Here is a 23,823-nt window from a genome sequence, read left to right as displayed (position 1 = left end):
TGCGTCGATGATCGAGACAAGCTGTTCCGCGCTGCTGCTGTTCGGCGCGACCGGCGATCTTTCGCGCCGAATGCTCCTGCCATCGCTGTATGCGCTACACGAGGACGAGCTGATCCGCCCGGATTTGCGCATCGTCGGTACCGCCCGGTCCGAGCATGACGATGCCGGTTTCCGCGAATTCGCGCGCGAAGCGCTGGCGGAATTCCTGCCTGAAGATCGCCGCGACGAGGCCAAGCTCGCCTCGTTCCTCGAAAGGCTTGAATACCAGACGCTCGATGCCTCGAACATCGACGGCTTCGGCGAACTTGCAGCCAAGCTGGGCGATATCTCGTGCGGCCTGTCGATCTTCCTGTCGACCGCGCCGTTCCTGTTCGAGCCGACGATCGAAGGGCTGCGCCGCGCAGGGCTGGCGCATTCAAACGTCCGCATCGGTCTCGAAAAGCCGCTCGGCAACGACCTCGAATCGTCAAACCGCATCAACAATGCGGTCGCTGCTGCCTTTGCCGAGGAACAGATCTTCCGGATCGACCATTACCTCGGCAAGGAAACGGTCCAGAACCTCATGGCGCTGCGCTTTGCCAACATGATGTTCGAACCGCTGTGGAACGCAGGCGGGATTGACCATGTGCAGATCACGGTCAGCGAGACGGTCGGGCTGGAAGGCCGCAAGGGCTTCTACGACGATACCGGCGCGCTGCGCGACATGGTGCAGAACCACATGCTCCAGCTGCTCGCGCTGACTGCCATGGAACCGCCCGCCAGCCTCGATGCGACCTCGATTCGCGACGAGAAGGTCAAGGTCCTGCGCGCCCTGCGTCCGGTCAAGCCGGACGAGATGGTGCGCGGACAGTACCGCACTGGCGCGGTCAAGGGTGTGGCCGTGGCAGGCTATCAGGAGGACCTGGGCGATGCCTCGGACACCGAGACGTTCGTCGCGATCAAGGCCCATGTCGATAACTGGCGCTGGACTGGTGTTCCCTTCTACCTGCGCACCGGCAAGCGCCTTGGCGAACGTCGGAGCGAGATCGTCGTCGAGTTCAAGCAGGTCCCGCACAATATCTTTGCCGATCGTGGCGGGCGTCTGCGCGCCAATCGTCTCGTCATCCGCCTCCAGCCGGAGGAATACGTTCGGCTTCAGGTCATGGCCAAGGAGCCGGGGCTCGATCGCGGCGGCATCGTCCTGCGCGAGGTCAATCTCGACCTTTCGCTGACCACGGCATTCGCCAAGGCCCGTCGTCGCATCGCCTACGAACGCCTGCTGCTCGACCTGATCGAGGGCGAACAGACGCTGTTCGTGCGTCGCGACGAGGTGGAAGCGCAATGGCGCTGGATCGATGGCATCCGCAAGGCCTGGGCGGATACTGCCATGGAAGCTAAGCCCTATGCAGCCGGCAGCTGGGGGCCCAATGCCGCGATCGCGCTGACCGAGCGCGACGGGAGAAGCTGGAATGACTGAGACCGCGCCCCTTCTGGCTAGCTGGGCCGATCCCGGCGATGCTGCGGCAGTCGCCGATCACATCGCCCGTGTCGTATCTGCACCGGGACACAAGCGCATTGCCTTCACGGGCGGATCGACACCGATCAAGGTTCTCGGCCTGCTCAAGGATCGCCCGCTCGATTGGTCGAGCGTGACGATCGGACTGACCGACGATCGCCGCGTGCCCGATGATCATCCGGCCAGCAACTTCGGCAAGATCCATGGCGCATTGGGCGCGTCAGGGGCCGCGTTCGAACGTCTGGAAGAGGGCGTGCCGGTCGCACCATTCGATCTCGTCTGGCTGGGCATGGGCGAGGACGGCCATGTCGCCTCGCTGTTTCCGCATATGCAGGCATTGGTGCGTCCGGGCCCGACGGTCATCGCAACCACGCCGATCCCGCTGCCGCCCGAAGCCCCGTTCGATCGGCTGACTCTCAATCACAAGGCGCTGAAGGCGGCGAAGGAGATCATCCTCGTCGTGACCGGCGCGTCGAAAAAGGCGCTGATCGAGCGCGTTCTGGCGGGGGATGAAAGCTATCCCGTCGCCGATTTCCTGCGTGGCTATGGCCCGCCGGTCACGATCTACTGGAGCGAATGATGGCCCTTAACCCTACCGTCGAGCGCGTTACGCAGCGCATCATCGAGCGTTCGCGCACCTCGCGTGCTGCCTACCTCGATCTGATCGAACGCTCGCGCGACCAGGGTCTCAATCGACCGCAGCTTTCGTGCGGCAACCTTGCGCACGGATTTGCCGCCTCGGGCGAGGACAAGGCGCTGATCAAGTCGGGCAAGGCGATGAACATCGGCATCGTCACCGCCTACAACGACATGCTTTCGGCCCATCAGCCCTATGGCCGCTATCCCGAGCAGATCAAGATCTTCGCGCGAGAAGTCGGTGCCACCGCGCAGGTCGCAGGCGGCGTTCCGGCGATGTGCGACGGCGTGACGCAGGGCCAGGATTCGATGGAACTGTCGTTGTTCAGCCGCGATGTCATCGCCATGGCGGCAACCGTCGGCCTCAGCCACGCGATGTTCGAAGGCGCATTGCTGCTCGGCATCTGCGACAAGATCGTGCCGGGCCTGTTGATCGGATCGCTGCGCTTCGGCCACTTGCCGACGATCCTCGTGCCTGCAGGGCCCATGCCCACCGGCCTTGCCAACAAGGAAAAGGTGCGCATCCGCCAGCTCTATGCCGAGGGCAAGGTCGGGCGTGACGAACTGCTCGAAAGTGAAAGCGCAAGCTATCACTCGGCGGGCACCTGCACCTTCTATGGCACCGCCAACTCCAACCAGATGATGATGGAGATGATGGGCCTGCACATGCCCGGTTCCAGCTTCGTCCTGCCCGGTACCAAGCTGCGCCAGGAACTGACGCGTGCAGCCACGCACCGCATCGCGCAGATCGGTTGGGACGGTGACGATTACCGCCCGCTCGGCCATTGCGTGGATGAAAAGGCAATCGTGAATGCGATCGTCGGTCTGCTTGCCACGGGCGGCTCGACCAACCACGTGATCCACCTGCCGGCCATCGCGCGCGCTGCGGGCGTGCAGATCGACTGGAACGACATGGATGACCTGTCGCGCGTCGTCCCGCTGATCGCGAGCGTCTATCCCAATGGCGCCGGCGACGTGAATTACTTCGCTGCAGCCGGTGGCATGCCCTACGTCATCCGCGAACTGATCGGTTCGGGTCTCGCCCATGCCGACATCCGCACGGTCTATGGCGCTTCGCTTGCCGAAGGCGCGCAGCAGCCAGTGATGGACGGTGACACGCTACGCTGGGACCCGGCGCCTGAGGTCTCCGGCGATGACAAGATGCTGCGCCCAGTCGCGACACCGTTCCAGCCGGAGGGCGGCTTCCGCCTGCTCAAGGGCAATCTGGGTCGTGGCACGATCAAGGTCAGCGCCGTCGATCCCTCACGCTGGACAATCGAGGCGCCGTGCCGCGTATTCCACGCCCAGAACGACGTGCTTGCCGCATTCAAGGCGGGCGAACTCGAGCGCGATGTCGTGGTCGTCGTCCGCTTCCAGGGGCCCGGTGCCAATGGCATGCCCGAATTGCACAAGCTCACACCGCCGCTTGGAGTCCTGCAGGATCGAGGCTTCAAGGTCGCGCTTGTCACCGATGGCCGCATGTCCGGCGCTTCGGGCAAGGTTCCCGCCGCGATCCATGTATCGCCCGAAGCGAAACTCGGCGGCCCGCTTGCCAAGCTGCGCGATGGCGATGTCGTGCGCGTCTGTGCAGAAACCGGTGCGCTCGAAGCACTGGTGCCTGAAGCAGAATGGAACGCGCGTGAAGAAGCCGTTGCTTCCGACAACGCTGTCGGAGTAGGTCGCGAACTGTTCGCGCTGATGCGCCAGCACACCGATCAGGCCGAACGCGGCGGATCGGCGATGCTCGCCGCAGCGGGACTTTGACGGAAAGGCGCGATTGCGTTGTTGGGGGTCAGGATGCAGGTAGTTGCCGTCGATATTGGCGGAACCCACGCGCGCTTCGCGATTGCCGAAGTTGCCGAAGGACGCGTTGTTTCTCTGGGTGAAGCGGTAACACTGAAAACGGCCGAGCACGGCTCGTTCCAGCTAGCCTGGGAAGAGTTCGGCCGCATTCTGGATGAACCGCTTCCCAAGGCTGCGGCGATCGCCGTCGCCGGGCCCGTCGGCGGCGAGATCATCAAGTTCACCAACAATCCCTGGATCATCCGTCCGGCCCTGATCCCGGAAAAGCTCGGTGCCGAACGCAATGTCGTGGTCAACGACTTTGCCGCCGTTGCCCACGCGGTGGCCCAGGCCGACTGCGAGCATTTCGTCCACCTCAGCGGGCCTGACGAACATATCCCTGCAACCGGCGTCATCAGCGTCGTCGGCCCCGGCACCGGACTCGGCGTAGCGCAACTGTGGCGCGATGGAACCGGATACCGCGTTCAGCCGACCGAGGGCGGACACATCGATTACGCGCCGCTCGATACGATCGAGGACGCAATCCTCGCAGGTCTGCGCAAGCGGCACCGGCGCGTCTCGGTCGAGCGCGTGGTGGCGGGGCCCGGTATCGTCGACATCTACGAAGCTCTCGCGCTTATGGAGGGGCGGCCCTACACGCCGCGCTCGGATCGTGAACTGTGGGAACTGGGTACGTCGGGTGATGACAGCCTTGCCGCTGCTGCGGTCGACCGTTTCTGCCTGTCACTGGGCAGCGTCGCCGGCGATCTCGCTCTGGCACACGGCGCGAACGGCGTGGTCATGGCCGGCGGGCTTGGCCTGAGGATCAAGGATACGCTCGTTCGTTCCGGCTTTGCCGACCGTTTCCAGGCCAAGGGTCGCTTCGAGGCCCTGATGGCAGCGATCCCGGTAAAGCTGATCACGCATCCTCAGCCAGGCCTGTTCGGTGCCGCAGCCGCGTTCGCGCAGGCGCACACCGCCTGACCTTCAGGCTGGACGATCGCCAGCAAGACACAAACTTAATCGTCCAGTTAAGTTAAGGGTGGATTCGCGCGTCGGGCAGGCTATTCTTTGCTCACGCCGCCAAGCGCGGTGAGGGAGAGAGCCGACGATGCACTACGAAACCATTCTGGCCGAACGCGTCGGCGATGTCCTGCAGATCACGCTCAACCGGCCCGAACGCCTCAATGCCTGCCCTCCGGCCATGGCAATTGAAATCAACCGCGCGCTGGTCGACCGCGGCGATGCGCGCGCAGTGCTGATCAAGGGACAAGGCCGTGCTTTCTGCTCGGGCGCTGACCTTGCTGCACGGGGCGAACGCAAGACCTCGGGCGGGCAGGGCGCATATGAAGCCCTGACCCATGCCTACAATCCGCTGATGCTCACGCTGGCGCGCCTTCCCATTCCGGTCGTCTCTGCCGTTAATGGTCCGGCTGCGGGCATCGGCTGTTCGATCGCACTGTCTGCCGATTTCGTGATCGCGGGCCGCAGCGCCTACTTTCTCCAGGCCTTTGTGAACATTGGTCTCGTGCCCGATGGTGGATCGACATGGATGCTCGCGCGCCTCGTCGGCAAGGCAAGGGCAACGCAGATGATGATGCTGGGCGAGAAGATTGGCGCCGAACAGGCCGAAAGCTGGGGCCTGATCTACAAGGCCGTCGATGATGCCGAACTGCAATCTGAGTCACTCGCGCTCGCTACCCGGCTCGCCTCCGGCCCAACTGTTGCGCTGGGCGTGATGCGCCTGAATATCGCCAAGGCGCTTGAGGCCGAATATGCCGGCGCCTTGCTGATCGAGGCAGAAGGCCAATGGGTTGCGGGCGACAGCGCGGACGCAGCCGAAGGTGGCTTGTCTTTCCTCGAAAAGCGAAAGCCTGCCTTTACCGGCCGATAAGCGCTTGAATTATCAATGCCCGTCCCGACTTAGTGGTAATGACAACCCATACGATCTGGACCATCGGCTACGAGCAGGCGACTGTTCCCGGCGTCATGGATGCGTTGCGCAAGGCAGGCGTCGAAGTGCTGGCAGATGTCCGGGCCCTGCCGCTTTCGCGGCGCCCCGGCTTTTCGAAGACCGCTCTTGCTGCCAATGCGCGCGAAGCCGGGATCGAATACGTTCACTTCAAGGCGCTCGGTACCCCTGCAGACGGCCGAGCCGCCGCACGCCGCAATGACCACGCGACTCTGGAGCGGATCTATGCCGCCCAACTGGAATTGCCCGAAGCCATTGCAGCCGGTGCGAAGCTTGCCGATCTGGCAACAGAACGTCGCGTTGCACTGCTCTGCTACGAACGCGAGGCGCACGGATGCCATCGCACCCTGCTACGTCAGGAAGTCCTGCCCGAATTTGCGGTAGTCGATCTCGTCCCTTAGGACAGCCAGAGCGGCGTGGGGCATATCTGATTCAGATATACCGCACGCCGCTCTAGGCCCGCGCCAATTCCTCATCGAGGAAGATCGCGATGTCTTCGAGGTCCACATCCTTTGCGAGGAAGGTCTGCCCGATCGCGCGCATGAGCAGGAAAGGAAGCGTGCCGCCGTCCATCTTCTTGTCGTGCAGCATGTGATCAGCGAGCCTGCGCCCGTCGCAAGCGAGGCCAAGCTCACGTAGCGATGAGGGCAGGCCCACCGCGCCGATGTGAGCTGCAATCCGCTCCGCATCTGCCATCGGCATAAGTCCCTGCCGCGCCGAGAACCGCGCTGCCAGTACCATGCCCAGCGCTACGCCTTCGCCATGCAGCAGGCGATCGGAGAACCCGGTCTCGGCTTCGAGCGCGTGGCCGAACGTATGACCGAGATTGAGCAGGGCGCGCACGCCCGCCGTTTCTTTCTCGTCGGAGGCAACGATCCGGGCCTTGGCCTCGACGCTACGGGCAATCGCGAATTCGCGCGCCTCGTGATCACCGGCAAGCAGCTTCGGTCCGTTCTGTTCGCACCAGGCAAAGAACCCGGCGTCGTCGATCAGGCCATACTTCACCACTTCGGCATAGCCAGCCCGCACGTCGCGCAAAGGCAGAGTGTCGAGCGCCAAGGGGTCGGCCAGCACCAGCACAGGCTGGTGGAAGGCGCCGACCAGATTCTTCCCAGCAGGGGTGTTGATCGCTGTCTTGCCGCCAACGCTTGAATCAACTTGCGCCAGAAGCGTCGTCGGGATCTGGATGAAACCGCAGCCCCGCTTGACGATCGATGCGGCAAATCCGGTGAGATCGCCGATCACGCCGCCGCCCAGGGCAATGACATTGTCCTTGCGCTCCACCTCTTGCGAAAGCAGCCAGTCGATGACCCGGGCCAGCTGCTCCCAGCTCTTCGTGCTTTCGCCCGCAGGCAGAACGAGCCACTCGCTGCGAAGACCGACAGCGTCGAACGAGGCCGACACGGCCTCGCGCCACTGTGCGGCAACGTGCTCGTCGGTGACGATCGCAACGTGGCTCTTGCGCACGAACGGGCGACAGTGCTTGCCTGCGCGTTCAAGCAACCCGGCTTCGATGCGGACCTCGTAGGGCGCGCCCGCGATGGCGACCTTGATCACAGCCATTCGTCAATTGCCCTCAGGATCTTGCACGCAGTCACATGGTGCGGCTGCTGGCCGCTGGTCACATGGATTGGCGCCTGTTCATAGAATTGCTGGCGCTCGGCTCTCAGTCGCGTGAGAATTTCGCGCGGATCACCCGTCTTGAGCAGCGGCCGGTTGCTCTTGCGCCCGACACGCTCGAGCAGCGTATCAACATCGCTGTCGAGCCAGACGGCGATTCCCGCCTCGAGTATCAACGCTCGGGTTGCCGGGTCGATGAAGGCGCCGCCACCTGTGGACAGAACCTTGCGGTCGACATGGCGGCCTGCGCCGATCAGCCGGGCAATCACGCGTCGCTCACCGTCGCGAAAGTAGGGCTCGCCGTAGGTCGCAAAGATTTCGGGTATGGGCATGTGTGCGGCCCGCTCGATCTCCTCGTCAGCGTCGAGGAACGGGAGATGGAGCATACCTGCCAGCTTGCGTCCAACCGTGGTCTTGCCCACGCCCATCATGCCGACGAGCACCACAGGACGGTCGATCCGGCGCGCGATGCGGCCGATTTCCGACGAGCTGAGGGGGGCCACATCAAGTTCCATTGCCGCGCCGCCTATACTTGCGCTAGTGCCGGTTGCAAGTATCGCTTGGAGGAGCCGGCCCTGGCCGGTGGCCTGCCGCAAGTCTGGCGGATGCGCGTGATGAAGAAGCTTGCCGTGGCCGGTGCGTTGGTGCTGGTCGCTTTTCTGGTGGTTGCATGGATCAAGGGTGGGGCGCAGCCGATGCAGTGGATCGAACAGCCTGTCGGGCAGGGAGTTTCCCAGCGGTGAAGCACCGTGCTTTCTGGCTTGGTGGAGCGGCTGCGTTGGCAGCGATTTCGGGCTCGCTGGTGGCGCAGGAATCGCTGCTTCCCCCGGGTTTTGACAATCCGCCTGCGCAGACGCGCCAACCTGCTGCGCGTCCGTCCTCGCCTGCACGCGGGGCGCAGCCCGCAAGGCCTGCGTCCGTCCCGGTACAGTCTTCGCCTGCGGCGCCAGCGCCTTCTACCACCGCAATCCCTGTCGTTCAGGCTCTTCCGGTCGGTTCGGCTCCGGTCGCAACGGGCGGCGGAGGCACCAGCGATCAGGCCTTGCTCGATTCTCTTGATCCAGCCCTGCTCGAAAAGCTGATCCAGTCGGCCAGACCCAAGTTCGACATTCCGCCTTCGGGTCGGCGCAGTGTAGAAATCGTCGGCGTGATCGACGAGAAGGACAGTGGCTTTCCGGCAGCGTCCACGCACTATCTCAATGGCCCCTATGTCGAGGCGGTCATCGGCAAGATGCGCGGTCGCTTCGTTTCGCGCTGGGGCCACATCCTTGCCCGCCGCGCGCTGGCCAGCAGGCTGGCAACCCCTGTCGGGATGAATGGGGCGGACTGGGCGGCAATCCGAGCGCAACTGCTGCTGCGCATGGGTGAACCGGACGCAGCGCGTGCCATGGTCCAGTCGGTCGATAGTGGCAATTTCACGCGGGGCCTCGAGGATGCCGCCATGGCAAGCTTCCTTGCCACCGCCGATCCCGTCGGCCTTTGCCCGATCACTGCGCTTACTGCGGCATCGCGGCAGGGCTGGGACTGGGACCTGTCTCGCGCGATCTGCTCGGCATTTGCCGATGAAGGCTCAAACGCGATGGCGCAGCTCGATAGAGCGATGCGCCGGGGCGCGGGATCGAAGATCGACATCCTGTTGGCCCAGAAGTTCGCCGGAGCCGCGATCAACGCGCGTCGCGCGGTCAAGATCGAATGGGACGGCGTCGAGACGCTGACGCCCTGGTCGACCGGTATGTCCTTCGCCACCGGGATTGAACCGCCCGAGGCTCTGCGCAAGAACGCGGGCGCTGCCTATGCCGTCGTGGCCGCGCGCGCTCCGATGCTGCCCCTGGCCTCGCGTGCCGCCGCGGCCGATGTTGCTGCAGCGCGTGGTGCGTTCTCAGCGCGGTCGATGATCGATCTCTACAGCCAGATCTATGCGCTGCGGGACCAGGAAGCAGAGCAAGGCTCGCTGGACGATTGGACCCGTCGGGCCGAAACCTTGCGCAAGGCCTATGTCTCGTCCGCGCCCACGGACCGTCTTGAAGCCATTCGCACACTGTGGGGCGATGGTTCCGATCCGGACCAGGCTTACGCAGGCTTGGTCTTGACCTCTTACGCCGCAGCGCGGCTGTCTCCTGATCAGGCCTTCGCGGACGATGCTCCCGGGCTGATTGCCTCGATGCTCACCGCCGGACTCGATCGCAACGCGATCAAGTGGGCTCCGTTTTGCCCCATCGGAAGCGAGGGATGGGGCCTGCTCGTCCTGGCCAATTCGGGGCGGGCGACAAAGGTCGGGGCCGAAGGGCTCAACGCCTTCACCGACGACGATGACTCGGAAAATGCGTTGCGATCGCAGTTCCTGCTCGCGGGCCTGATGGGGCTCGAGCGTGTCGATGCGGGTGCAGCGCGCGATTTCGCCGGGAAGCTTGAGCTCGATCTGAACCGGCAGACCCGCTGGACGCGTGCGATCGACAATGCGGCTGCATCCGGCAATCCTGCGCTCGTCTCGCTCCTCGCTGCCTTCGGCATGCAGGGCAACCGCTGGGACCGGATGACGCCATTGCACCTCTATCATATCGTTTCGGCGCTGCATCGCGTCGGCCTTGACGGAGAAGCCCGGATGATCGCGGCCGAGGCGGTCGCCCGCGTCTGAGAGAACGGTTGACCATGGCCAGGGACAAGCCCGAACCGGCGGTCGAAAGCTTCCTGGCCATGTTGGCAGCACAGCGGGGCGCGGCTGCCAACACGCTTTCGGCCTATCGCCGTGACCTTCAGGGCGCGGCCGAGGCTATTGGAAGCCTGGCAACCGCAGGTCGCGAAGAGATCGCCGGCCTTGCCACGGCATGGGTCGATCTGGCCCCGTCCTCGCTGGCCCGCAAGGCTTCGGCTCTGCGCCAGTTCTACGGCTTCCTGATCGACGAGGGCCTGCGCGATGACGATCCCTCGTCGGCACTGCCACGGCCGCGCGCGCGCAGACCGCTGCCACGGCTTCTGGGGCACGAAGCCGTGGGCGCATTGTTCACCACGGCGGAAGCCGATGCCCGGGCCGGTACGCCCGAGGGCGTCAGGATGCTAACGCTGCTCGAACTGCTTTATGGTTCAGGCCTCCGCGCGACCGAACTGGTCTCCTTGCCGCTCGCTTCGGTCCCTCGCGACGCTCCGCTCCTGACGATCATCGGGAAGGGCGGGACGCAGCGCATGGTGCCGATCTCGGCGCGGGCAACACGGGCGCTGGCAGACTGGCTTGCAATCCGGGGGAAGGGCGGGCGGTTTGTCTTTCCAAGTCCGCGCGGCGGCTTTCTATCACGGGTCCGGCTGTTCCAGCTTCTGCGCGACCTAGCCCTGCGCGCTGGCCTCGATCCCGAAACCGTCAGTCCGCATGTGCTGCGCCATGCCTTCGCGACGCACCTGCTTGAGGGCGGTGCGGACCTTCGCGTCCTGCAGACGCTTCTAGGGCACGCCGACATCGCCACGACGCAAATCTACACCCACGTCGATTCGGCGCGCCTTGTCGCTCTCGTCAACCAGCGACACCCGCTCGGAAATGCGGCTTCCAGTTGACCGAAGCGCCGCGCACGCTTAGCGGAAGCGCCATGATTTCCTTTCTCGAGTTCGAAAAGCCGGTCGCCGCGCTCGAAGCCCGCATTGCCGAACTGCGCCAGACCGCGCAGGGCGGCGGTATCGATATCAGCTCGGAAATAACGCGGCTGGAAACCAAGTCCGCCGAGTTGCTTGCCAGCACCTACAAGGCGCTGACGCCGTGGCAGAAGACGCAGGTCGCACGCCACCCCGCGCGTCCGCACTTCAAGGACTATGTCGAAGCAATCTTTACCGATTTCGTGCCGCTCGGCGGTGATCGCCTGTTTGGCGAAGATCAGGCGATCGTCGGCGGCTTTGCCCGTCTGGGCACGCGCCGGGTCATGCTGATCGGGCACGAGAAGGGCAACGACACCCAGAGCCGCATTCGCCACAACTTCGGCATGGGCAAGCCCGAGGGCTACCGCAAGGCGATCCGCCTTATGGAACTCGCCGGCCGATTCGGCCTGCCTGTCGTCACGCTGGTCGATACCTCGGGGGCTTTTCCCGGCGTCGAGGCCGAGGAGCGCGGCCAGGCCGAAGCCATTGCCCGCTCGACTGAGGCATGCCTCGGTCTTGGCGTGCCAATGGTCGCGACGATCGTGGGCGAGGGCGGCTCGGGCGGTGCTGTGGCACTTGCCAGCGCCGAACGCGTGTTGATGTTCGAGCATGCGATCTACTCGGTCATATCGCCCGAGGGTTGCGCGTCGATTCTCTGGCGCACTGCCGAAAAGGCTGCCGATGCCGCCGAAGCGATGAAGGTGACCGCGCAAGACTTGCTGGCACTCGGCGTGATCGACCGAATCGTGCGGGAGCCCGTTGGCGGGGCACACCGTGATCCCGTCGCTGCCTGCGCAGAACTCGGCACGGCGATCGGCCAGGAGCTCGATGCGCTTGCAGGCAAGTCGCCCGATGAACTGCGCAACCTGCGCGCAGACCGTTTCCTCCGGATCGGTGCCTGATCTCCCTCTAGCGCTGGCGCTCGGGAACCGGATTTGCGACAAACGGATTGTGTCGCTGTAGTCCAGCAGGGCGCGGCGGGCAGTTCCGCACGCCCGTCAGGGAGAGAGCAATGTCGAAATTCCGCCGTTCGCGCGCCGCAGTCCTTTCTGTTACCGCCCTCGTCGGCCTCGCCTTACCGGCTTGCGTGAATCAGGCCGGAAGCCCCGCCAAGGCTCAAGGCGCGGTCCAGACAATCAGTGCGGCTGACAAGAAGCAGGGTGCCGAAGCTCATCCGCAACTGCTGCAGGAGTTTGGCGGCGCTCTCACCGGGCCGCAGGCAACCTACGTCGAAGGCGTGGGCAAGACGATCGCGCTTCAGTCAGGGCTCGGCAATGCCCGCAGCGATTTCACCGTCACCTTGCTCAACTCTCCGGTGAACAACGCCTTCGCGATCCCCGGCGGCTATGTCTACGTCACCCGCCAGCTTACTGCGTTGATGAACAATGAAGCGGAACTGGCTGGAGTTCTGGGACATGAGGTTGGTCACGTTGCTGCGCGCCACGCCGCCAAGCGGGAGAGTGCAGCAACCCGCAACTCCATTCTTGGTGCATTGGGCACGCTGCTTTCCGGCGCGCTGCTCGGCAACGGAACGCTTGGCCAGATCGGACAGAAGATTTTCTCTACCGGTAGCCAGCTGCTCACCCTGAAATATTCCCGCTCGCAAGAAACCGAGGCCGACAATCTTGGCGTCACGTATCTCCAACGGGCAGGGTACGATCCGCGTGCAATGTCCTCGGTGCTGCAGAGCCTGGCGAATCAGAACGCATTGGACGCGAGCATCAAGGGGACGTCGAATCAGGTTCCGCAATGGGCCAGCACGCACCCTGATCCCGCCTCGCGCGTTCGCGCTGCCCTGACGCGCGCCGGAAACGTGAGCGGACGCACGAATCGCGACATGTTCCTGAATGGTATCAATGGTCTGACTTACGGTGACGATCCGGCACAGGGCATCGTCGACGGATCGCGGTTTACCCATCCCCAGCTCCGCCTTGCTTTCGAAGCACCCAACGGATTCTATCTAGTCAATGGCACCCGCTCGGTCGCCATCAGCGGACAGAGCGGGAAGGGTGAATTTTCCTCGGCGACCTACAGCGGCAATCTGTCGACATACGTCCGCTCGATATTCACCGGCCTGTCGAGCCAGCAACAGTTGCAGCCCGATTCGATCCAGACCACCACGATCAACGGCATTCCGGCAGCTTATGGCACTGTCCGAACCACCAATGGCAGCAGTCAGGTGGACGTCGTCGTGTTCGCCTATGAATGGGGCCCGCAGCAGGCATTCCACTTTGCCACAATCAGTCAGGCAGGTCAGGCACCACAGTTTGACGCCATGTTCCGCTCGATTCGGCGAATCAATGCGACCGAGGCGGCAGCAGTGAAGCCGCGCAAGCTTTCGGTCGTGACTGTAAAATCGGGCGACACCGTGCAGACGATGGCGAAGCGCATGGCTTTCACCGACAAACCGCTCGAGCGTTTCCTTGTCCTCAACGGACTTACCGCATCAAGCAGGCTGGCATCCGGCCAGAAAGTAAAGCTCGTCGTCTACTGATCTGGCGGGGGCTCAGGTTCAGTAATTTTCGCGAGTCGGGAAACGCAAAAGGGTGGGCACCTTAGGTGCCCACCCTCGTGACTAGCTGATGGTGTCAGCCGATTAGGCCAGGCTGCCGTCCGAGGCGTTGCCCATGTCACCCGAAACCTTGTTGAAGGTGTTGCTGAGCGAACCGCCGAGCGCACCCATCGCGCCGATTGCGGCAACAGCGACGAGAGCAGCGATCAGGCCGTATTCGATTGCGGTGGCGCCTTCGTTGTTGGCGAGCAGGTCACGAAAAATCTTCATGGTCGATCTCCTAGAGTAGGTCTTCATTTTCCCGTCCCGCCCCAACTTTGTCCCCGGAGCGAGTATCCGTAGTGTTACTCGGTACTTCCTAAAAAGACGTTAATTCGAAATGCTGTTCTCGGAAGTCGCTGTGTCGACAGCGTTATACAGATTGAACAGTTCCTCACCGAACGCCTTCATGCCAAAGCTTGCGGCGATACCGATCAGAGCGACCAGCAGTCCGTATTCGATAGCCGTGGCACCGCTTTTCTGTCGAACGATGTTCTGAAGTAAGGTCTTCATGGTCATTTCCAGATAGCGGCAGAATGTGATCTACGCTCAGGTGCCTAAGAAAAGGTTGACGAGGCGGATACCGATGGAAAGTTTTTCGACAGTCCGGATCGTTGTGGCCACCGCGCTGCTGTCGCCGGAGGGAAAAGTGCTGATGCAGCAGAGGCCTGCGGGCAAGCAGCACGGCGGGCTTTGGGAGTTTCCGGGCGGCAAGGTTGAGCAGGGTGAAACGCTCGAATCGGCGGTTGTAAGAGAAATCGACGAGGAACTTGGCGTGATGGTAGATCCTGCCATGCTGTTTCCGGTCAGCTTCGCTACCGAACCGCCGCTCCCCGGCCACCGTCCGATCCTCCTGGCGCTTTTCGGCCTGCGCGATTGGGCGGGTGAGGCGCTGGCGCTTGAGCCTGGCACAAGTGTCCGCTGGGTTACGGCGTCAGAGCTTGCGGGCCTGCCAATGCCTCCGCTCGACGTACCCCTGGCGCGCGCGGTGATTCCTTTGCTTGAAGGGGTTGCCAAAGGGAAAGGACCCTCTTAAAGGCGCGTCTCCCGGCACCCGTAGCTCAGCTGGATAGAGCATCAGACTACGAATCTGAGGGTCGGACGTTCGAATCGTTCCGGGTGCGCCATTCCCCTTTGGGGAATATTTTCGGGAAAATGCTGTGCGCACGCGCAGCCATACATTGTTGGTAGGCACCCGTAGCTCAGCTGGATAGAGCATCAGACTACGAATCTGAGGGCCGGACGTTCGAATCGTTCCGGGTGCGCCACCATCTCACCCGATCTTGCTATTTTCCTACATTGTACCTCACCAGTGCTTCACGGTGACGGGCCTTACGTGCTGCGCGCGCGAATGACTAACCGTTATGGTTCGTGATATTTGCATAGGTATGAGCAAAAGGTTCGTATCCACCGAACAGCGTTGCGAACCGCTTGCTTCAGGGTATAGGCTGTTCATGCGTTCCGGACCCTACGGAACCTGAGGCTGCGAGAAAAGGAAACCCCGACTTGGCCAAGCCCGCCAGGCCCAGAGCCGTTAAATCCGCCGCAAATGCTGCCGCAAGCCCCGCAGAGCCGATCATCGCGTCGTCAGTCGCCGATGAAGCCGCCTTTGCGTTGCGCAGCCTCCAGCAGGCTCATGCCAACAACAAGCGCTACGATGCCTCTGACGAGGAGCTGCTGACTTTCTACGAACAGATGGTGCTGATCCGCCGGTTCGAGGAAAAGGCCGGACAGCTTTACGGTCTCGGCCTGATCGGCGGTTTCTGCCACCTCTACATCGGGCAGGAAGCCGTTGCGGTCGGCCTGCAGTCGGCGCTCAAGGAGGGTCACGACAGCGTCATCACCGGGTATCGCGACCATGGCCACATGCTGGCCTATGGCATCGATCCCAAGGTGATCATGGCCGAACTGACCGGTCGTGGAGCTGGCATCAGCCGCGGCAAGGGCGGCTCGATGCATATGTTCTCGACCGAGCACAAGTTCTACGGTGGGCACGGCATCGTCGGCGCACAGGTTCCGCTCGGCGCCGGGCTTGCCTTCGCACACAAGTATCGCGGCGATGGCGGCGTTTGCATGGCCTACTTCGGCGATGGCGCGTCCAACCAGGGCCAGGTGTACGAAACGTTCAACATGGCCGCGCTGTGGAAGCTGCCGATCATCTTCGTGGTCGAGAACAACGGCTACGCGATGGGCACGGCGGTCAAGCGCGGTTCAGCCGAGACACACTTCTACCGTCGCGGCACGGCTTTCCGTATCCCCGGCATGGACGTCAACGGCATGGACGTGCTCGAAGTGCGCCAGGCCGCAGAAGTCGCGCTCGAATATGTCCGCGCCGGCAATGGCCCTGTGCTGATGGAACTCAAGACGTACCGTTACCGCGGTCACTCGATGTCCGACCCGGCCAAGTATCGCAGCCGTGAAGAAGTGCAGGACATGCGCGACAATCACGATCCGATCGAGGGTGCGAAGGCCGAACTGCTCAAGCGCGGCGTGAGCGAAGAGAAGATCAAGGAAATCGACAAGCGCATTCGCCAGACCGTCGCCGAATCGGCCGACTTCGCTGAAAGCTCGCCCGAGCCGGAAGTCGCGGAGCTCTATACCGATGTGCTGGTGGGGAAGTACTGAGATGGCGATTGAACTGAAGATGCCCGCGCTCTCCCCGACGATGGAGGAGGGCACGCTCGCCAAGTGGCTGGTCAAGGAAGGCGATCAGGTGAAGTCCGGCGACATTCTCGCCGAGATCGAAACCGACAAGGCCACAATGGAATTCGAATCCATCGATGAAGGCGTCGTCGGCGCGATCCTCGTCGCTGAAGGCACCGAGGGCGTGAAGGTCGGAACCGTGATCGCCACGCTTCAGGGGGAAGGCGAAGAGGCGGCGCCCGCCTCGGCTGCGCAGGCCCCGGCCGCCGCTCCTGCAGCGGCTCCGGTCGCCGAATCTGCGCCTGCACCGGCCAAGCCGGCAACATTCGTTGCCGCCGCAGATCCCGAAGTGCCCGCTGGCACCGCGATGGTCTCGACTACCGTGCGCGAAGCTTTGCGCGATGCCATGGCCGAGGAAATGCGCGCGGACGATCGCGTCTTCGTCATGGGCGAGGAAGTGGCCGAGTATCAGGGCGCCTACAAGGTCACGCAAGGCCTGCTCGACGAGTTCGGCCCGCAGCGTGTGATCGATACGCCGATCACCGAATACGGCTTCGCCGGCATCGGTGCAGGTGCGGCGATGGGCGGCCTGCGCCCGGTGATCGAGTTCATGACGTTCAACTTCGCCATGCAGGCGATCGACCACATCATCAACTCCGCCGCCAAGACCAACTACATGTCGGGTGGGCAGATGCGCTGCCCGATCGTGTTCCGCGGTCCCAATGGCGCAGCAAGCCGCGTCGGCGCGCAGCACTCGCAGAACTACGGCCCGTGGTACGCCAACGTACCCGGCCTGATCGTCATCGCGCCTTACGATGCGGCTGACGCAAAGGGCCTGATGAAGGCCGCGATCCGCAGCGAGGACCCTGTTGTCTTCCTCGAGAACGAGCTGGTCTACGGTCGCAGCTTCGAAGTGCCGCAGCTCGACGATTTCGTCCTGCCGATCGGCAAGGCCCGCATCGTGCGGCCGGGCAAGGACGTCACGATCGTTTCCTATTCGATCGGCGTCGGTCTGGCACTGGAAGCGGCTGAAGCGCTCGCGGGCGAGGGGATCGATGCCGAAGTGATCGACCTGCGCACGCTGCGTCCGCTCGACACGCAGACGGTGCTGGCCTCGCTGGCCAAGACCAACCGCCTCGTCGTGGCCGAAGAGGGCTTCCCGGTTTGCTCGATCGCGTCCGAAATCATGGCGCTGTGCATGGAGGAAGGCTTCGATCACCTTGACGCCCCGGTCCTGCGCGTGTGCAACGAAGATGTGCCGCTGCCTTATGCGGCCAATCTCGAAAAGCTCGCGCTGATCGATGCAAGCCGCATCGTCGCTGCGGTTCGCAAGGTTTGCTATCGCTGACCGGCACTGAGCCTGACAATCAAAGGGAAGGGCGTCCGGTCATCCGGGCGCCCTTTCTGCTTGATCAGTCGAATCCGTCGTAGACAGTGCAACTTGCTACAGGATCGGGCGTACCGGCATCGCGCTGGTAGATCTGCGTAAGATCGCGATCGTCGCGCACGTTGAAGGCGGCGGTCGACCGGATCACGGTATTGGGTACGAACTGCGCGGAAACCAGCGGCTGATACTCGTACTCGATTTCGACGAAGATCACGGCATCTCCCGCCGATGCCGTCACTTCCTCGCCAGCAGGCCCCATGCCATCGAGCGAACCGTCGGTTCCCGTTCCGGCCGGACCATACGCCGACTGGACGTTGCGCTTGCCCTTGCAGCGCTGCCAATGGATGTATTGCGTATCTTCGGTCCCGTCGACGACCTCGAGGCTGCTCATGATCACGCGGCCGTGCTCGAACAGGTCTAGCCCTCCCGCCTGGATCTGCGCGCCCATCAGGTTGTCGTTGATGTCGGATTCATAGATCTTGAGATTTTCGAGCATCGATACGTCACCGATGCGCGAGCCATTGTCGGCAATATGCATGGCAAGCTGGCTTACGCGCATGTGCGTGATCGCAAGGTTGCCAAGCTCGGTGCCCCACAATCCCACGGACAGGAGGAGCGGGAGCCCCAACGCGAACTCCACCGCGGCGACGCCTGAGCGATTTCGCCCGACCTGCGCCAACCCGCGCCTGAAGAGTTTCGCCACCGGCCTCATGCACAGTTCTCCAGCTTGGCGACGCTTTTCTGGAGATCGTAGGGCTGGTTGCGCAGAACAGTGGTCGCTTCGTTGGTGACATTCTCCGGCAGGCCGATCAGCGAAGCCATCGGGAAGGGCCGGCGATAGGTCATCGTCACAGTGTAGAGCACCGCGTCGCGGGCTCCGCCCAGGCCGTTGGTGCCACGGTCCTGATCCCACGCCCCGTTGCCATTGGCATCTTCATAGGGCTCGCCAGCGTCGCAGGCTCCGTTGCCGTTGGTGTCGGTATAGTCCTCTGCGAGTCCGACATCGGAGAAGTTGGAGTAGGACTTGCGCTTGAACACGAGGTCGGCGTTCGGCACCACGCGAAGCACCTCATTCTCGACCGCCGTGTCGATCGTGGTCAGTCTCTGTGCTGCACCCTCGACCGTCGAATTGCGCGCGGCCTCCTGCAGTGCGCCCTGCAGCATGACGCCGGCATAAAGCGTGTAACCCATGTCGAACAGGCCCATCAGGACCAACACCATCACCGGGGAGATGAGCGCGAACTCTACGGCCGCTGCGCCCTGCCTGTCCTTGCACAGTCGCCTCAGCCTGCGTCGCGCGATCATTGTGCAAGCCTCAGGTCGCCTATCGACTTCGCGATCTTGACGAAAGCTTCCTGCAACTCGTCCGCATTCGCCGCACTGAAGTAGTGTCCGTTGCCGGCGCAGTTGGTCATGATCGGATTGAGGTCCGTACCAAACGCGACGAACCACACCGTAATGTTCTTCTTCTTCACTTCCTCGCAAACGAACGAGAAGCGCTTCTCGATTGTCTCGGTCAGCGAGATTGGTGAAGCCGTGTTCCAGCGACGCTGCGCCAGCGGTTCCACCCCGTAGGAGCTGTAGCTGATGTCAAGGGACGAAGTCTGCCCGTCGGTCAGGAAGATAAGGTGCCGGCTCGTGCGTTGACTTGCCGAGACGTCGGCATTCTCGTCTGCGAAGATACCGGTTCCCGAAAGCAGGCGACCCGCCCAGATCATGCCGATGTCATGATAGGTGCTGCCAGCAGCGACCAGGCCATCGATATAGGCATCGTAATCTGCCTGGGCCCAGACCTGCAGTTTCCTGGCAGCGGTCGGGCAGGCGGCGAACCCGGCGACGTACGGTGAGATGTATTCAACGTCCGTAGCAACGGCCGCAGTCGTGAACGAGCCACCGCCGCTCCAGGGCTTGGACCGTTCATAGATCATCGAGGGATACATCGGTCGCCATTGCGTGTCCGCGTCACTCGGACTGGGTACGAGGTCGAGATCGAGATCGAGCGCACGCGTCAGGTCGACGTTGTCGTAGTCGTCGATTTCATACGTCGAACGTTCTTCGATGCAGCCGTTGGACTCATTGCGCCAGTTGGTCGTGTCCTTGGACACATCCTTGTAGAGCCATGAGCTACCCGTACCTAGCCGCGGCTCGGTGATGTAGCGATAAGTGTCGACATAGTTCGAGTAGGCCGTGGTCGAAAGCGTGCAGGTCGAACCCGAAAGACTGACCGAGTAGATGTTGCCGTTTCGGGTCCGGTTATACGTGTAGGTCGTACGCGTACCGGTTGGATTGGTGGTCGCCTCGGTCGTCGTCGACATGAGTGCCGTGCTGGTTGTCAAAGTATTCGCCGGCTTGGAGCAACTGTAGCTGCCGTCCATCGCCTGCGTTGCCGCAAATGTCGAAGGCGTCGTACCATATCCGCCCGATACCGGTGAAACCGCGCTGTAATAGCCGTAAAGTCCGCTTCCGCTTCCGTTGCCGACCAGCGTGCGCGAAGGATAATCCCACGAACTCACCACCCACTCGTCCTTGAGCAGGTTGCCAACGTTCACGTTGGTCGAATAGGGCACGAACCCATAGCGGATGCGGCTTTCGGGCTGCCGCGTCGTTTCCATCGTGTTGTAGAACTGCTTGACCACGGTCTTGAGGACCGAGATCTTGGAGCCGGTGTCGCCCGGGTTCGTCTCCGCCATCGAACCAGTCACGTCGAGCGCCATCATGATATCGGTGTTCGGGATCGTTAGTTTGGCCCGGCAGGTAACGTCGACCGCGATTTCATCCTTGCCGAAGAACTGCATGATGTCTGTCGGCACAATCACCGAGGCAATGCCGCTGATCGACATGTCGTCCTCGATCGCCATGTCGAAGCTGCGATCTATCGAGTTGTAGATGCCGTCGGCGAAGTTCACGTTGAAGAAGCGGTTGCCCTTGGCCGCGATGGTCGCGCTGTCGGTGTCGGCATCGAAATTGTCGATTGCGCCCAGTTCCTTGCGCGCCCCTAGCACGCCCGCGTCGCAGGCCTGCTGGAGCCGTGATTGGACGAGATAGGCGCGGCCCATGTCGATGCTGGAGCCGACAAGGGCGAGCAATGGCACGATGGAGAAGGCGATGATGCTGAGCGCATTGCCGCTCGTATCGCGCGAGATCGCTCCGAGCAGACGCACGGCTGCGCGCGCGACGCGAGTTGTCCGGTGCTGTGATGGTCGACCCCAAGCCATGAAAACCACTTACGGGCCAATACGTAAGACTTGGTAAAATTTACTCGGTTAATTTTGGGAAAATATCACCGGTATTACCGGTCCCTAAGGGCTGAACATGGTTAATCATTTGCTGATTTATCAGCTGATCGACGCACCGTTCTGAAGATCGCTATGCGTCGTTGATCAGGAAGATCGATTGGGAATAGCTGATCGGAAAATCGCCGAAACCGATAATGGAAAGTACGGTAGGCACGCTGTACGTCAGCGTCAGGGTCTTCTCGAAGGTTCCCGAAACACGGGAAGTCGTAACCGAATCGACGCGCACGGCCAATCGGCTGCTGTCGAGCAGATAGGGTGAATTGACCGCCAGCGAGCGCGCATAGTCGCGCACCTGCGTGTTGGTGAGGTCATTGTTGGTCTGGTAATTGACCACGGCGTAACGCATCACGTCCGAGCCCACGGAACGCAACGCATTGTAGTTCTGCATGCCGATTCCGATCTGGAACACGCCCAGCATCATCGCGATGAAGGTCGGCCCGATCAGCGCGAATTCGACTGCGAGCGAGCCCTGGGTGTCATGGAGAAGACGCCGGATCACAGCCTGGTACTCTGTTGAAGCAGGATGTAGCGCTCAACGCTCAGGGTGACGTCTTCACCTACCCCGAATTCGGTCCAGACCGGCTCGTAGGTATCAGAAATGTTGATCTTGACGTAGCTCGAAACCTTGTCGCCAATCGTGCAGGTGCTTTCCGCCGCAACGTAGTCCACACCGGAATTGCAGCGATAGGCTGCAGTCACCTGTATGTTGGCGATAGGCACGCCGGTCGAGGCTGCAATGATCTGCTTGAGCGTCGTCCGCTTGGCATCATCGTCGGGCGCAGAGGCAAGCGCCACGCCCTGGGCGGTATTCATCGCGTTCTGGAGTTCGCTCTCGCGCGCAACGGCGCTGCTCACCTGATATGCCCCCAGGCTGAGCAGGATCAGCACCGGCGCCAGGATCGCGGTCTCGATGATCATCGCGCCCGCGCTGTCGACACCAAGCCTTGCAAGAAGGGAGGGGGGGCGCATCAGACGACCAGCTTCACCCGGCTGATTTCGTTAGCCACCACGCTGTCTTCGGTGAGGCCCGGCGGGCAGAACGAGGTCATGTTCGCCGTGCCGCTGATGGTGATCGTGTTTGCCGCGATCATCAGGCACTGGCTGGTAACGGCCGCCGTTCCCAGGAAGTCGATCCCGCTGTTGGGCAGGTAGATCGTGCCGTTCAGCACCGTGCTGGCGTTGCCGTTGATCCGGCTGCGATCGGTGCCCGATGACGCGCGATCTTCAAACACCAGCATCCCCGCCAGCGCATTTGCGTCGGTTGCGTTCACCCCGCGGCTGACGAGGTCTGAGGACTGGATTGCGGTCAGGTTGATATTCGAACCGCCGTTGATCTTGATAAAAGCGTTGTTCTTGAGCACGAACATCACGCCGCTGCCGACAACCGCATATTGACCGTCGATTTCGAGCCCGCCGCCGCTGATGACATAAACGCCGGGATTGAACGTAGTCGTGCAGGAGACCTTGATCCCGCCGGTATAAGTACCGGGATAGACCGTTGCCAGATCGGGCGAGGTCGTCTTGCTGACGTTGGAGGTCGTCGTCGCGACGACCGTCGTCTGCTTTTCCCAGACCGTGTTCTTGCCCGCGCTGTTGGTCGCGGTCCACTTGTCGGTCGTCGTATAGGTAACGCCCGCAACCGTGGTGTTCTCGACAATCACATATGTCTCGCCGACCGTCGTCTCGCTGGGCTTGTTGGCATTTTTCTGATTTGTGACCTGCGTGGTTGCGGTCTCGATCGTCTCACCCTTCCAGTATGTATAGGTGATGTTGGTCTTCTTCGACCTGTCGGCGCGCGTCGTCGTCGTGCCTTTCACGCAGGAATAGGAGCGCGCAACCTGGCTCTCGGTCGGATTGGGCGGGGTCAGGCTGGCAAAAGGATCGAACAGGCCCTCGAGGTAGTCATGCACCTCGTCATCGGTATGGGTGTTGAACCAATCGTCAACACCGCCGCGCGATAGGATCCAGCCGGCATCGATGTCAGGGCTGCCCGCAACCACGATCGACTGGTCCGAAGTCGAAAGCGCAGCCATGCCGCAGCGGGCCCTCAGCACCGAAGTACCGCCGACCGTGATCGCGCCGTCGTCATCCTCGTCAAGCGCGATCAGGCACGAAGTGAACGACGCGCCTGCGGTGTAAGCAGCCTGGGCATAGGCGCTGATGGTCGTACCCTTTCCGGTCAGAAAGCTCGAGAAGGGCAGGGTTTCGCTGAGCGAGGCGCGCACCGTGACGCTGTTGTTCGTGCCGCCCGAATAATTTGCGAGCGTCACCGTTGGCGTACCGTTGATCTTGTCTGTCGTGATGGACAGGTTGGCGTTGAACTCTTGCAGCGCACGGGTCGAATAATTGGGTTTGGTAGCATCCTGCGTGCGCGCCCAGGCTCCGGCCAGCGCCGCCTGGTCCACCGCGAACTGCAATTCGCGCTTCCACATGTACCATTGCGCCGTATCCACGGCGAAGCCGGCCCCCCCGATCATCGCGGGCAAGCCAAGCGCCATCAGGATCGCAGCGTTGCCGCTGGAGTTTCCTGTCAGTGCGCGCATCAGTGATCGTATCTTGGCGATCATCTTGTTACAGGCCTCGCTCGGGTTCCGGGGACCATGGCAAACTTCCGGAATCCTTCATTAGAATGTCGTGGTTTGTTCATCTTGAACTGTCGTGGTTGAAGACTGGTTAAACATACGTGCAATGCGAGAGCTGGCGTAAATGACGAATTTACCATTCGAAGCCGCAGAGATGCTTGATCCGGTCGAGCGTCTGGCTGTCACATACGCCTCATTTTCCGCTCGTCCGGCGTGGGAAGCCTTGCTTTTTTTTCAACGG

At 62.4% G+C, this 23,823-nt stretch carries 24 protein-coding genes and 2 tRNA genes; 16 read left to right on the top strand and 10 right to left on the bottom strand.

Annotated elements, in window-relative coordinates:
• Positions 1 to 7: 7 nt before the first annotated feature.
• The 6 genes from zwf to AC2A04_RS01685 all read left to right on the top strand — a co-directional run bounded on the left by zwf (position 8) and on the right by AC2A04_RS01685 (position 6,286).
• Positions 8 to 1,456, top strand: a complete 1,449-nt coding sequence (gene zwf, locus AC2A04_RS01710) for a glucose-6-phosphate dehydrogenase (RefSeq protein ID WP_484210579.1) — start codon at positions 8 to 10, stop codon at positions 1,454 to 1,456.
• Positions 1,449 to 2,075: a 6-phosphogluconolactonase gene (locus AC2A04_RS01705; RefSeq protein WP_484210578.1), complete on the top strand. Its 627-nt coding sequence runs from the start codon at positions 1,449 to 1,451 to the stop codon at positions 2,073 to 2,075. The genes zwf and AC2A04_RS01705 overlap by 8 nt, the downstream gene beginning before the upstream one ends.
• On the top strand, positions 2,075 to 3,895 hold the full coding sequence (gene edd / locus AC2A04_RS01700) for a phosphogluconate dehydratase (protein ID WP_484210577.1): 1,821 nt from the start codon (positions 2,075 to 2,077) through the stop codon (positions 3,893 to 3,895). Before AC2A04_RS01705 ends, edd begins: the two co-directional genes overlap by 1 nt.
• Before the next feature lie 33 nt (positions 3,896 to 3,928).
• Positions 3,929 to 4,897 (top strand): glucokinase, encoded by a 969-nt coding sequence (locus AC2A04_RS01695; protein WP_484210576.1) that lies wholly within the window; start codon positions 3,929 to 3,931, stop codon positions 4,895 to 4,897.
• Between the two features lie 127 nt (positions 4,898 to 5,024).
• Positions 5,025 to 5,807 (top strand): enoyl-CoA hydratase-related protein, encoded by a 783-nt coding sequence (locus AC2A04_RS01690; protein ID WP_484210575.1) that lies wholly within the window; start codon positions 5,025 to 5,027, stop codon positions 5,805 to 5,807.
• Positions 5,808 to 5,845: 38 nt separating this feature from the next.
• On the top strand, positions 5,846 to 6,286 hold the full coding sequence (locus AC2A04_RS01685; RefSeq protein WP_484210574.1) for a DUF488 domain-containing protein: 441 nt from the start codon (positions 5,846 to 5,848) through the stop codon (positions 6,284 to 6,286).
• Between the two features lie 52 nt (positions 6,287 to 6,338).
• On the opposite strand, the gene aroB is transcribed toward AC2A04_RS01685, so the two are convergent.
• On the bottom strand, positions 6,339 to 7,448 hold the full coding sequence (gene aroB / locus AC2A04_RS01680; protein ID WP_484210573.1) for a 3-dehydroquinate synthase: 1,110 nt from the start codon (positions 7,446 to 7,448) through the stop codon (positions 6,339 to 6,341).
• Positions 7,439 to 8,020: a shikimate kinase gene (locus AC2A04_RS01675; RefSeq protein WP_484210572.1), complete on the bottom strand. Its 582-nt coding sequence runs from the start codon at positions 8,018 to 8,020 to the stop codon at positions 7,439 to 7,441. The genes aroB and AC2A04_RS01675 overlap by 10 nt, the downstream gene beginning before the upstream one ends.
• A gap of 45 nt (positions 8,021 to 8,065) precedes the next feature.
• On the opposite strand from AC2A04_RS01675, the gene AC2A04_RS01670 reads away from it, so the two are divergent.
• The 5 genes from AC2A04_RS01670 (at position 8,066) to AC2A04_RS01650 (ending at position 13,617) form a co-directional block, all read left to right on the top strand.
• Entirely contained in the window at positions 8,066 to 8,248 is a 183-nt protein-coding gene (locus AC2A04_RS01670; RefSeq protein ID WP_484210571.1) for a hypothetical protein, read from the top strand.
• Positions 8,245 to 10,140 carry a hypothetical protein gene (locus AC2A04_RS01665; RefSeq protein ID WP_484210570.1) on the top strand — a complete coding sequence of 632 codons (1,896 nt, stop codon included), beginning with the start codon at positions 8,245 to 8,247 and terminating at the stop codon, positions 10,138 to 10,140. The genes AC2A04_RS01670 and AC2A04_RS01665 overlap by 4 nt, the downstream gene beginning before the upstream one ends.
• Positions 10,141 to 10,154: 14 nt before the next feature.
• The gene (locus AC2A04_RS01660) at positions 10,155 to 11,048 is read left to right on the top strand and encodes a tyrosine recombinase (RefSeq protein ID WP_484210569.1); all 894 of its coding nucleotides are present in this window, start codon (positions 10,155 to 10,157) and stop codon (positions 11,046 to 11,048) included.
• A gap of 32 nt (positions 11,049 to 11,080) precedes the next feature.
• A complete protein-coding gene (locus AC2A04_RS01655) occupies positions 11,081 to 12,025 on the top strand; it encodes an acetyl-CoA carboxylase carboxyltransferase subunit alpha (RefSeq protein WP_484210568.1) in 945 nt (314 codons plus the stop codon).
• Positions 12,026 to 12,135: 110 nt separating this feature from the next.
• On the top strand, positions 12,136 to 13,617 hold the full coding sequence (locus AC2A04_RS01650; protein WP_484210567.1) for a M48 family metalloprotease: 1,482 nt from the start codon (positions 12,136 to 12,138) through the stop codon (positions 13,615 to 13,617).
• Between the two features lie 102 nt (positions 13,618 to 13,719).
• Here AC2A04_RS01650 and AC2A04_RS01645 read toward each other — a convergent pair whose 3' ends face one another.
• Positions 13,720 to 13,905, bottom strand: a complete 186-nt coding sequence (locus AC2A04_RS01645; protein WP_484210566.1) for a Flp family type IVb pilin — start codon at positions 13,903 to 13,905, stop codon at positions 13,720 to 13,722.
• A gap of 99 nt (positions 13,906 to 14,004) precedes the next feature.
• Positions 14,005 to 14,187, bottom strand: coding sequence for a Flp family type IVb pilin (locus tag AC2A04_RS01640; protein WP_484210565.1), 183 nt, complete (start codon positions 14,185 to 14,187; stop codon positions 14,005 to 14,007).
• A 73-nt stretch (positions 14,188 to 14,260) separates the two neighbouring features.
• Here AC2A04_RS01640 and AC2A04_RS01635 point away from each other — a divergent pair, with 73 nt between their 5' ends.
• From AC2A04_RS01635 to AC2A04_RS01615, 5 genes are all read left to right on the top strand, one after another.
• The gene (locus AC2A04_RS01635; protein ID WP_484210564.1) at positions 14,261 to 14,710 is read left to right on the top strand and encodes a (deoxy)nucleoside triphosphate pyrophosphohydrolase; all 450 of its coding nucleotides are present in this window, start codon (positions 14,261 to 14,263) and stop codon (positions 14,708 to 14,710) included.
• A gap of 14 nt (positions 14,711 to 14,724) precedes the next feature.
• A tRNA-Arg gene (locus AC2A04_RS01630) sits at positions 14,725 to 14,801 on the top strand.
• Positions 14,802 to 14,865: 64 nt separating this feature from the next.
• Positions 14,866 to 14,942: transfer RNA gene (locus AC2A04_RS01625), tRNA-Arg, on the top strand.
• Positions 14,943 to 15,180: 238 nt separating this feature from the next.
• Positions 15,181 to 16,299 carry a pyruvate dehydrogenase (acetyl-transferring) E1 component subunit alpha gene (gene pdhA, locus AC2A04_RS01620; RefSeq protein WP_484210563.1) on the top strand — a complete coding sequence of 373 codons (1,119 nt, stop codon included), beginning with the start codon at positions 15,181 to 15,183 and terminating at the stop codon, positions 16,297 to 16,299.
• 1 nt (position 16,300) lies between these two features.
• A complete protein-coding gene (locus AC2A04_RS01615) occupies positions 16,301 to 17,665 on the top strand; it encodes a pyruvate dehydrogenase complex E1 component subunit beta (protein ID WP_484210562.1) in 1,365 nt (454 codons plus the stop codon).
• Between the two features lie 64 nt (positions 17,666 to 17,729).
• On the opposite strand, the gene AC2A04_RS01610 is transcribed toward AC2A04_RS01615, so the two are convergent.
• The 6 genes from AC2A04_RS01610 to AC2A04_RS01585 form a co-directional block, all read right to left on the bottom strand.
• Positions 17,730 to 18,344, bottom strand: coding sequence for a TadE/TadG family type IV pilus assembly protein (locus AC2A04_RS01610; protein WP_484210561.1), 615 nt, complete (start codon positions 18,342 to 18,344; stop codon positions 17,730 to 17,732).
• Between the two features lie 68 nt (positions 18,345 to 18,412).
• Positions 18,413 to 19,009, bottom strand: coding sequence for a TadE/TadG family type IV pilus assembly protein (locus AC2A04_RS01605; protein WP_484210560.1), 597 nt, complete (start codon positions 19,007 to 19,009; stop codon positions 18,413 to 18,415).
• Positions 19,006 to 20,865, bottom strand: coding sequence for a pilus assembly protein TadG-related protein (locus tag AC2A04_RS01600; RefSeq protein WP_484210559.1), 1,860 nt, complete (start codon positions 20,863 to 20,865; stop codon positions 19,006 to 19,008). The genes AC2A04_RS01605 and AC2A04_RS01600 overlap by 4 nt, the downstream gene beginning before the upstream one ends.
• Positions 20,866 to 21,070: 205 nt before the next feature.
• Positions 21,071 to 21,499 (bottom strand): TadE/TadG family type IV pilus assembly protein, encoded by a 429-nt coding sequence (locus AC2A04_RS01595; protein WP_484210558.1) that lies wholly within the window; start codon positions 21,497 to 21,499, stop codon positions 21,071 to 21,073.
• Positions 21,496 to 21,969: a TadE/TadG family type IV pilus assembly protein gene (locus AC2A04_RS01590; RefSeq protein ID WP_484210557.1), complete on the bottom strand. Its 474-nt coding sequence runs from the start codon at positions 21,967 to 21,969 to the stop codon at positions 21,496 to 21,498. Before AC2A04_RS01590 ends, AC2A04_RS01595 begins: the two co-directional genes overlap by 4 nt.
• Positions 21,969 to 23,567 carry a pilus assembly protein TadG-related protein gene (locus tag AC2A04_RS01585; RefSeq protein ID WP_484210556.1) on the bottom strand — a complete coding sequence of 533 codons (1,599 nt, stop codon included), beginning with the start codon at positions 23,565 to 23,567 and terminating at the stop codon, positions 21,969 to 21,971. The genes AC2A04_RS01590 and AC2A04_RS01585 overlap by 1 nt, the downstream gene beginning before the upstream one ends.
• Positions 23,568 to 23,823 lie beyond the last annotated feature (256 nt).

This window comes from Novosphingobium sp. HNCC26DJ243, assembly GCF_057180545.1.
This window is presented reverse-complemented; position numbering and strand designations above follow the sequence as displayed.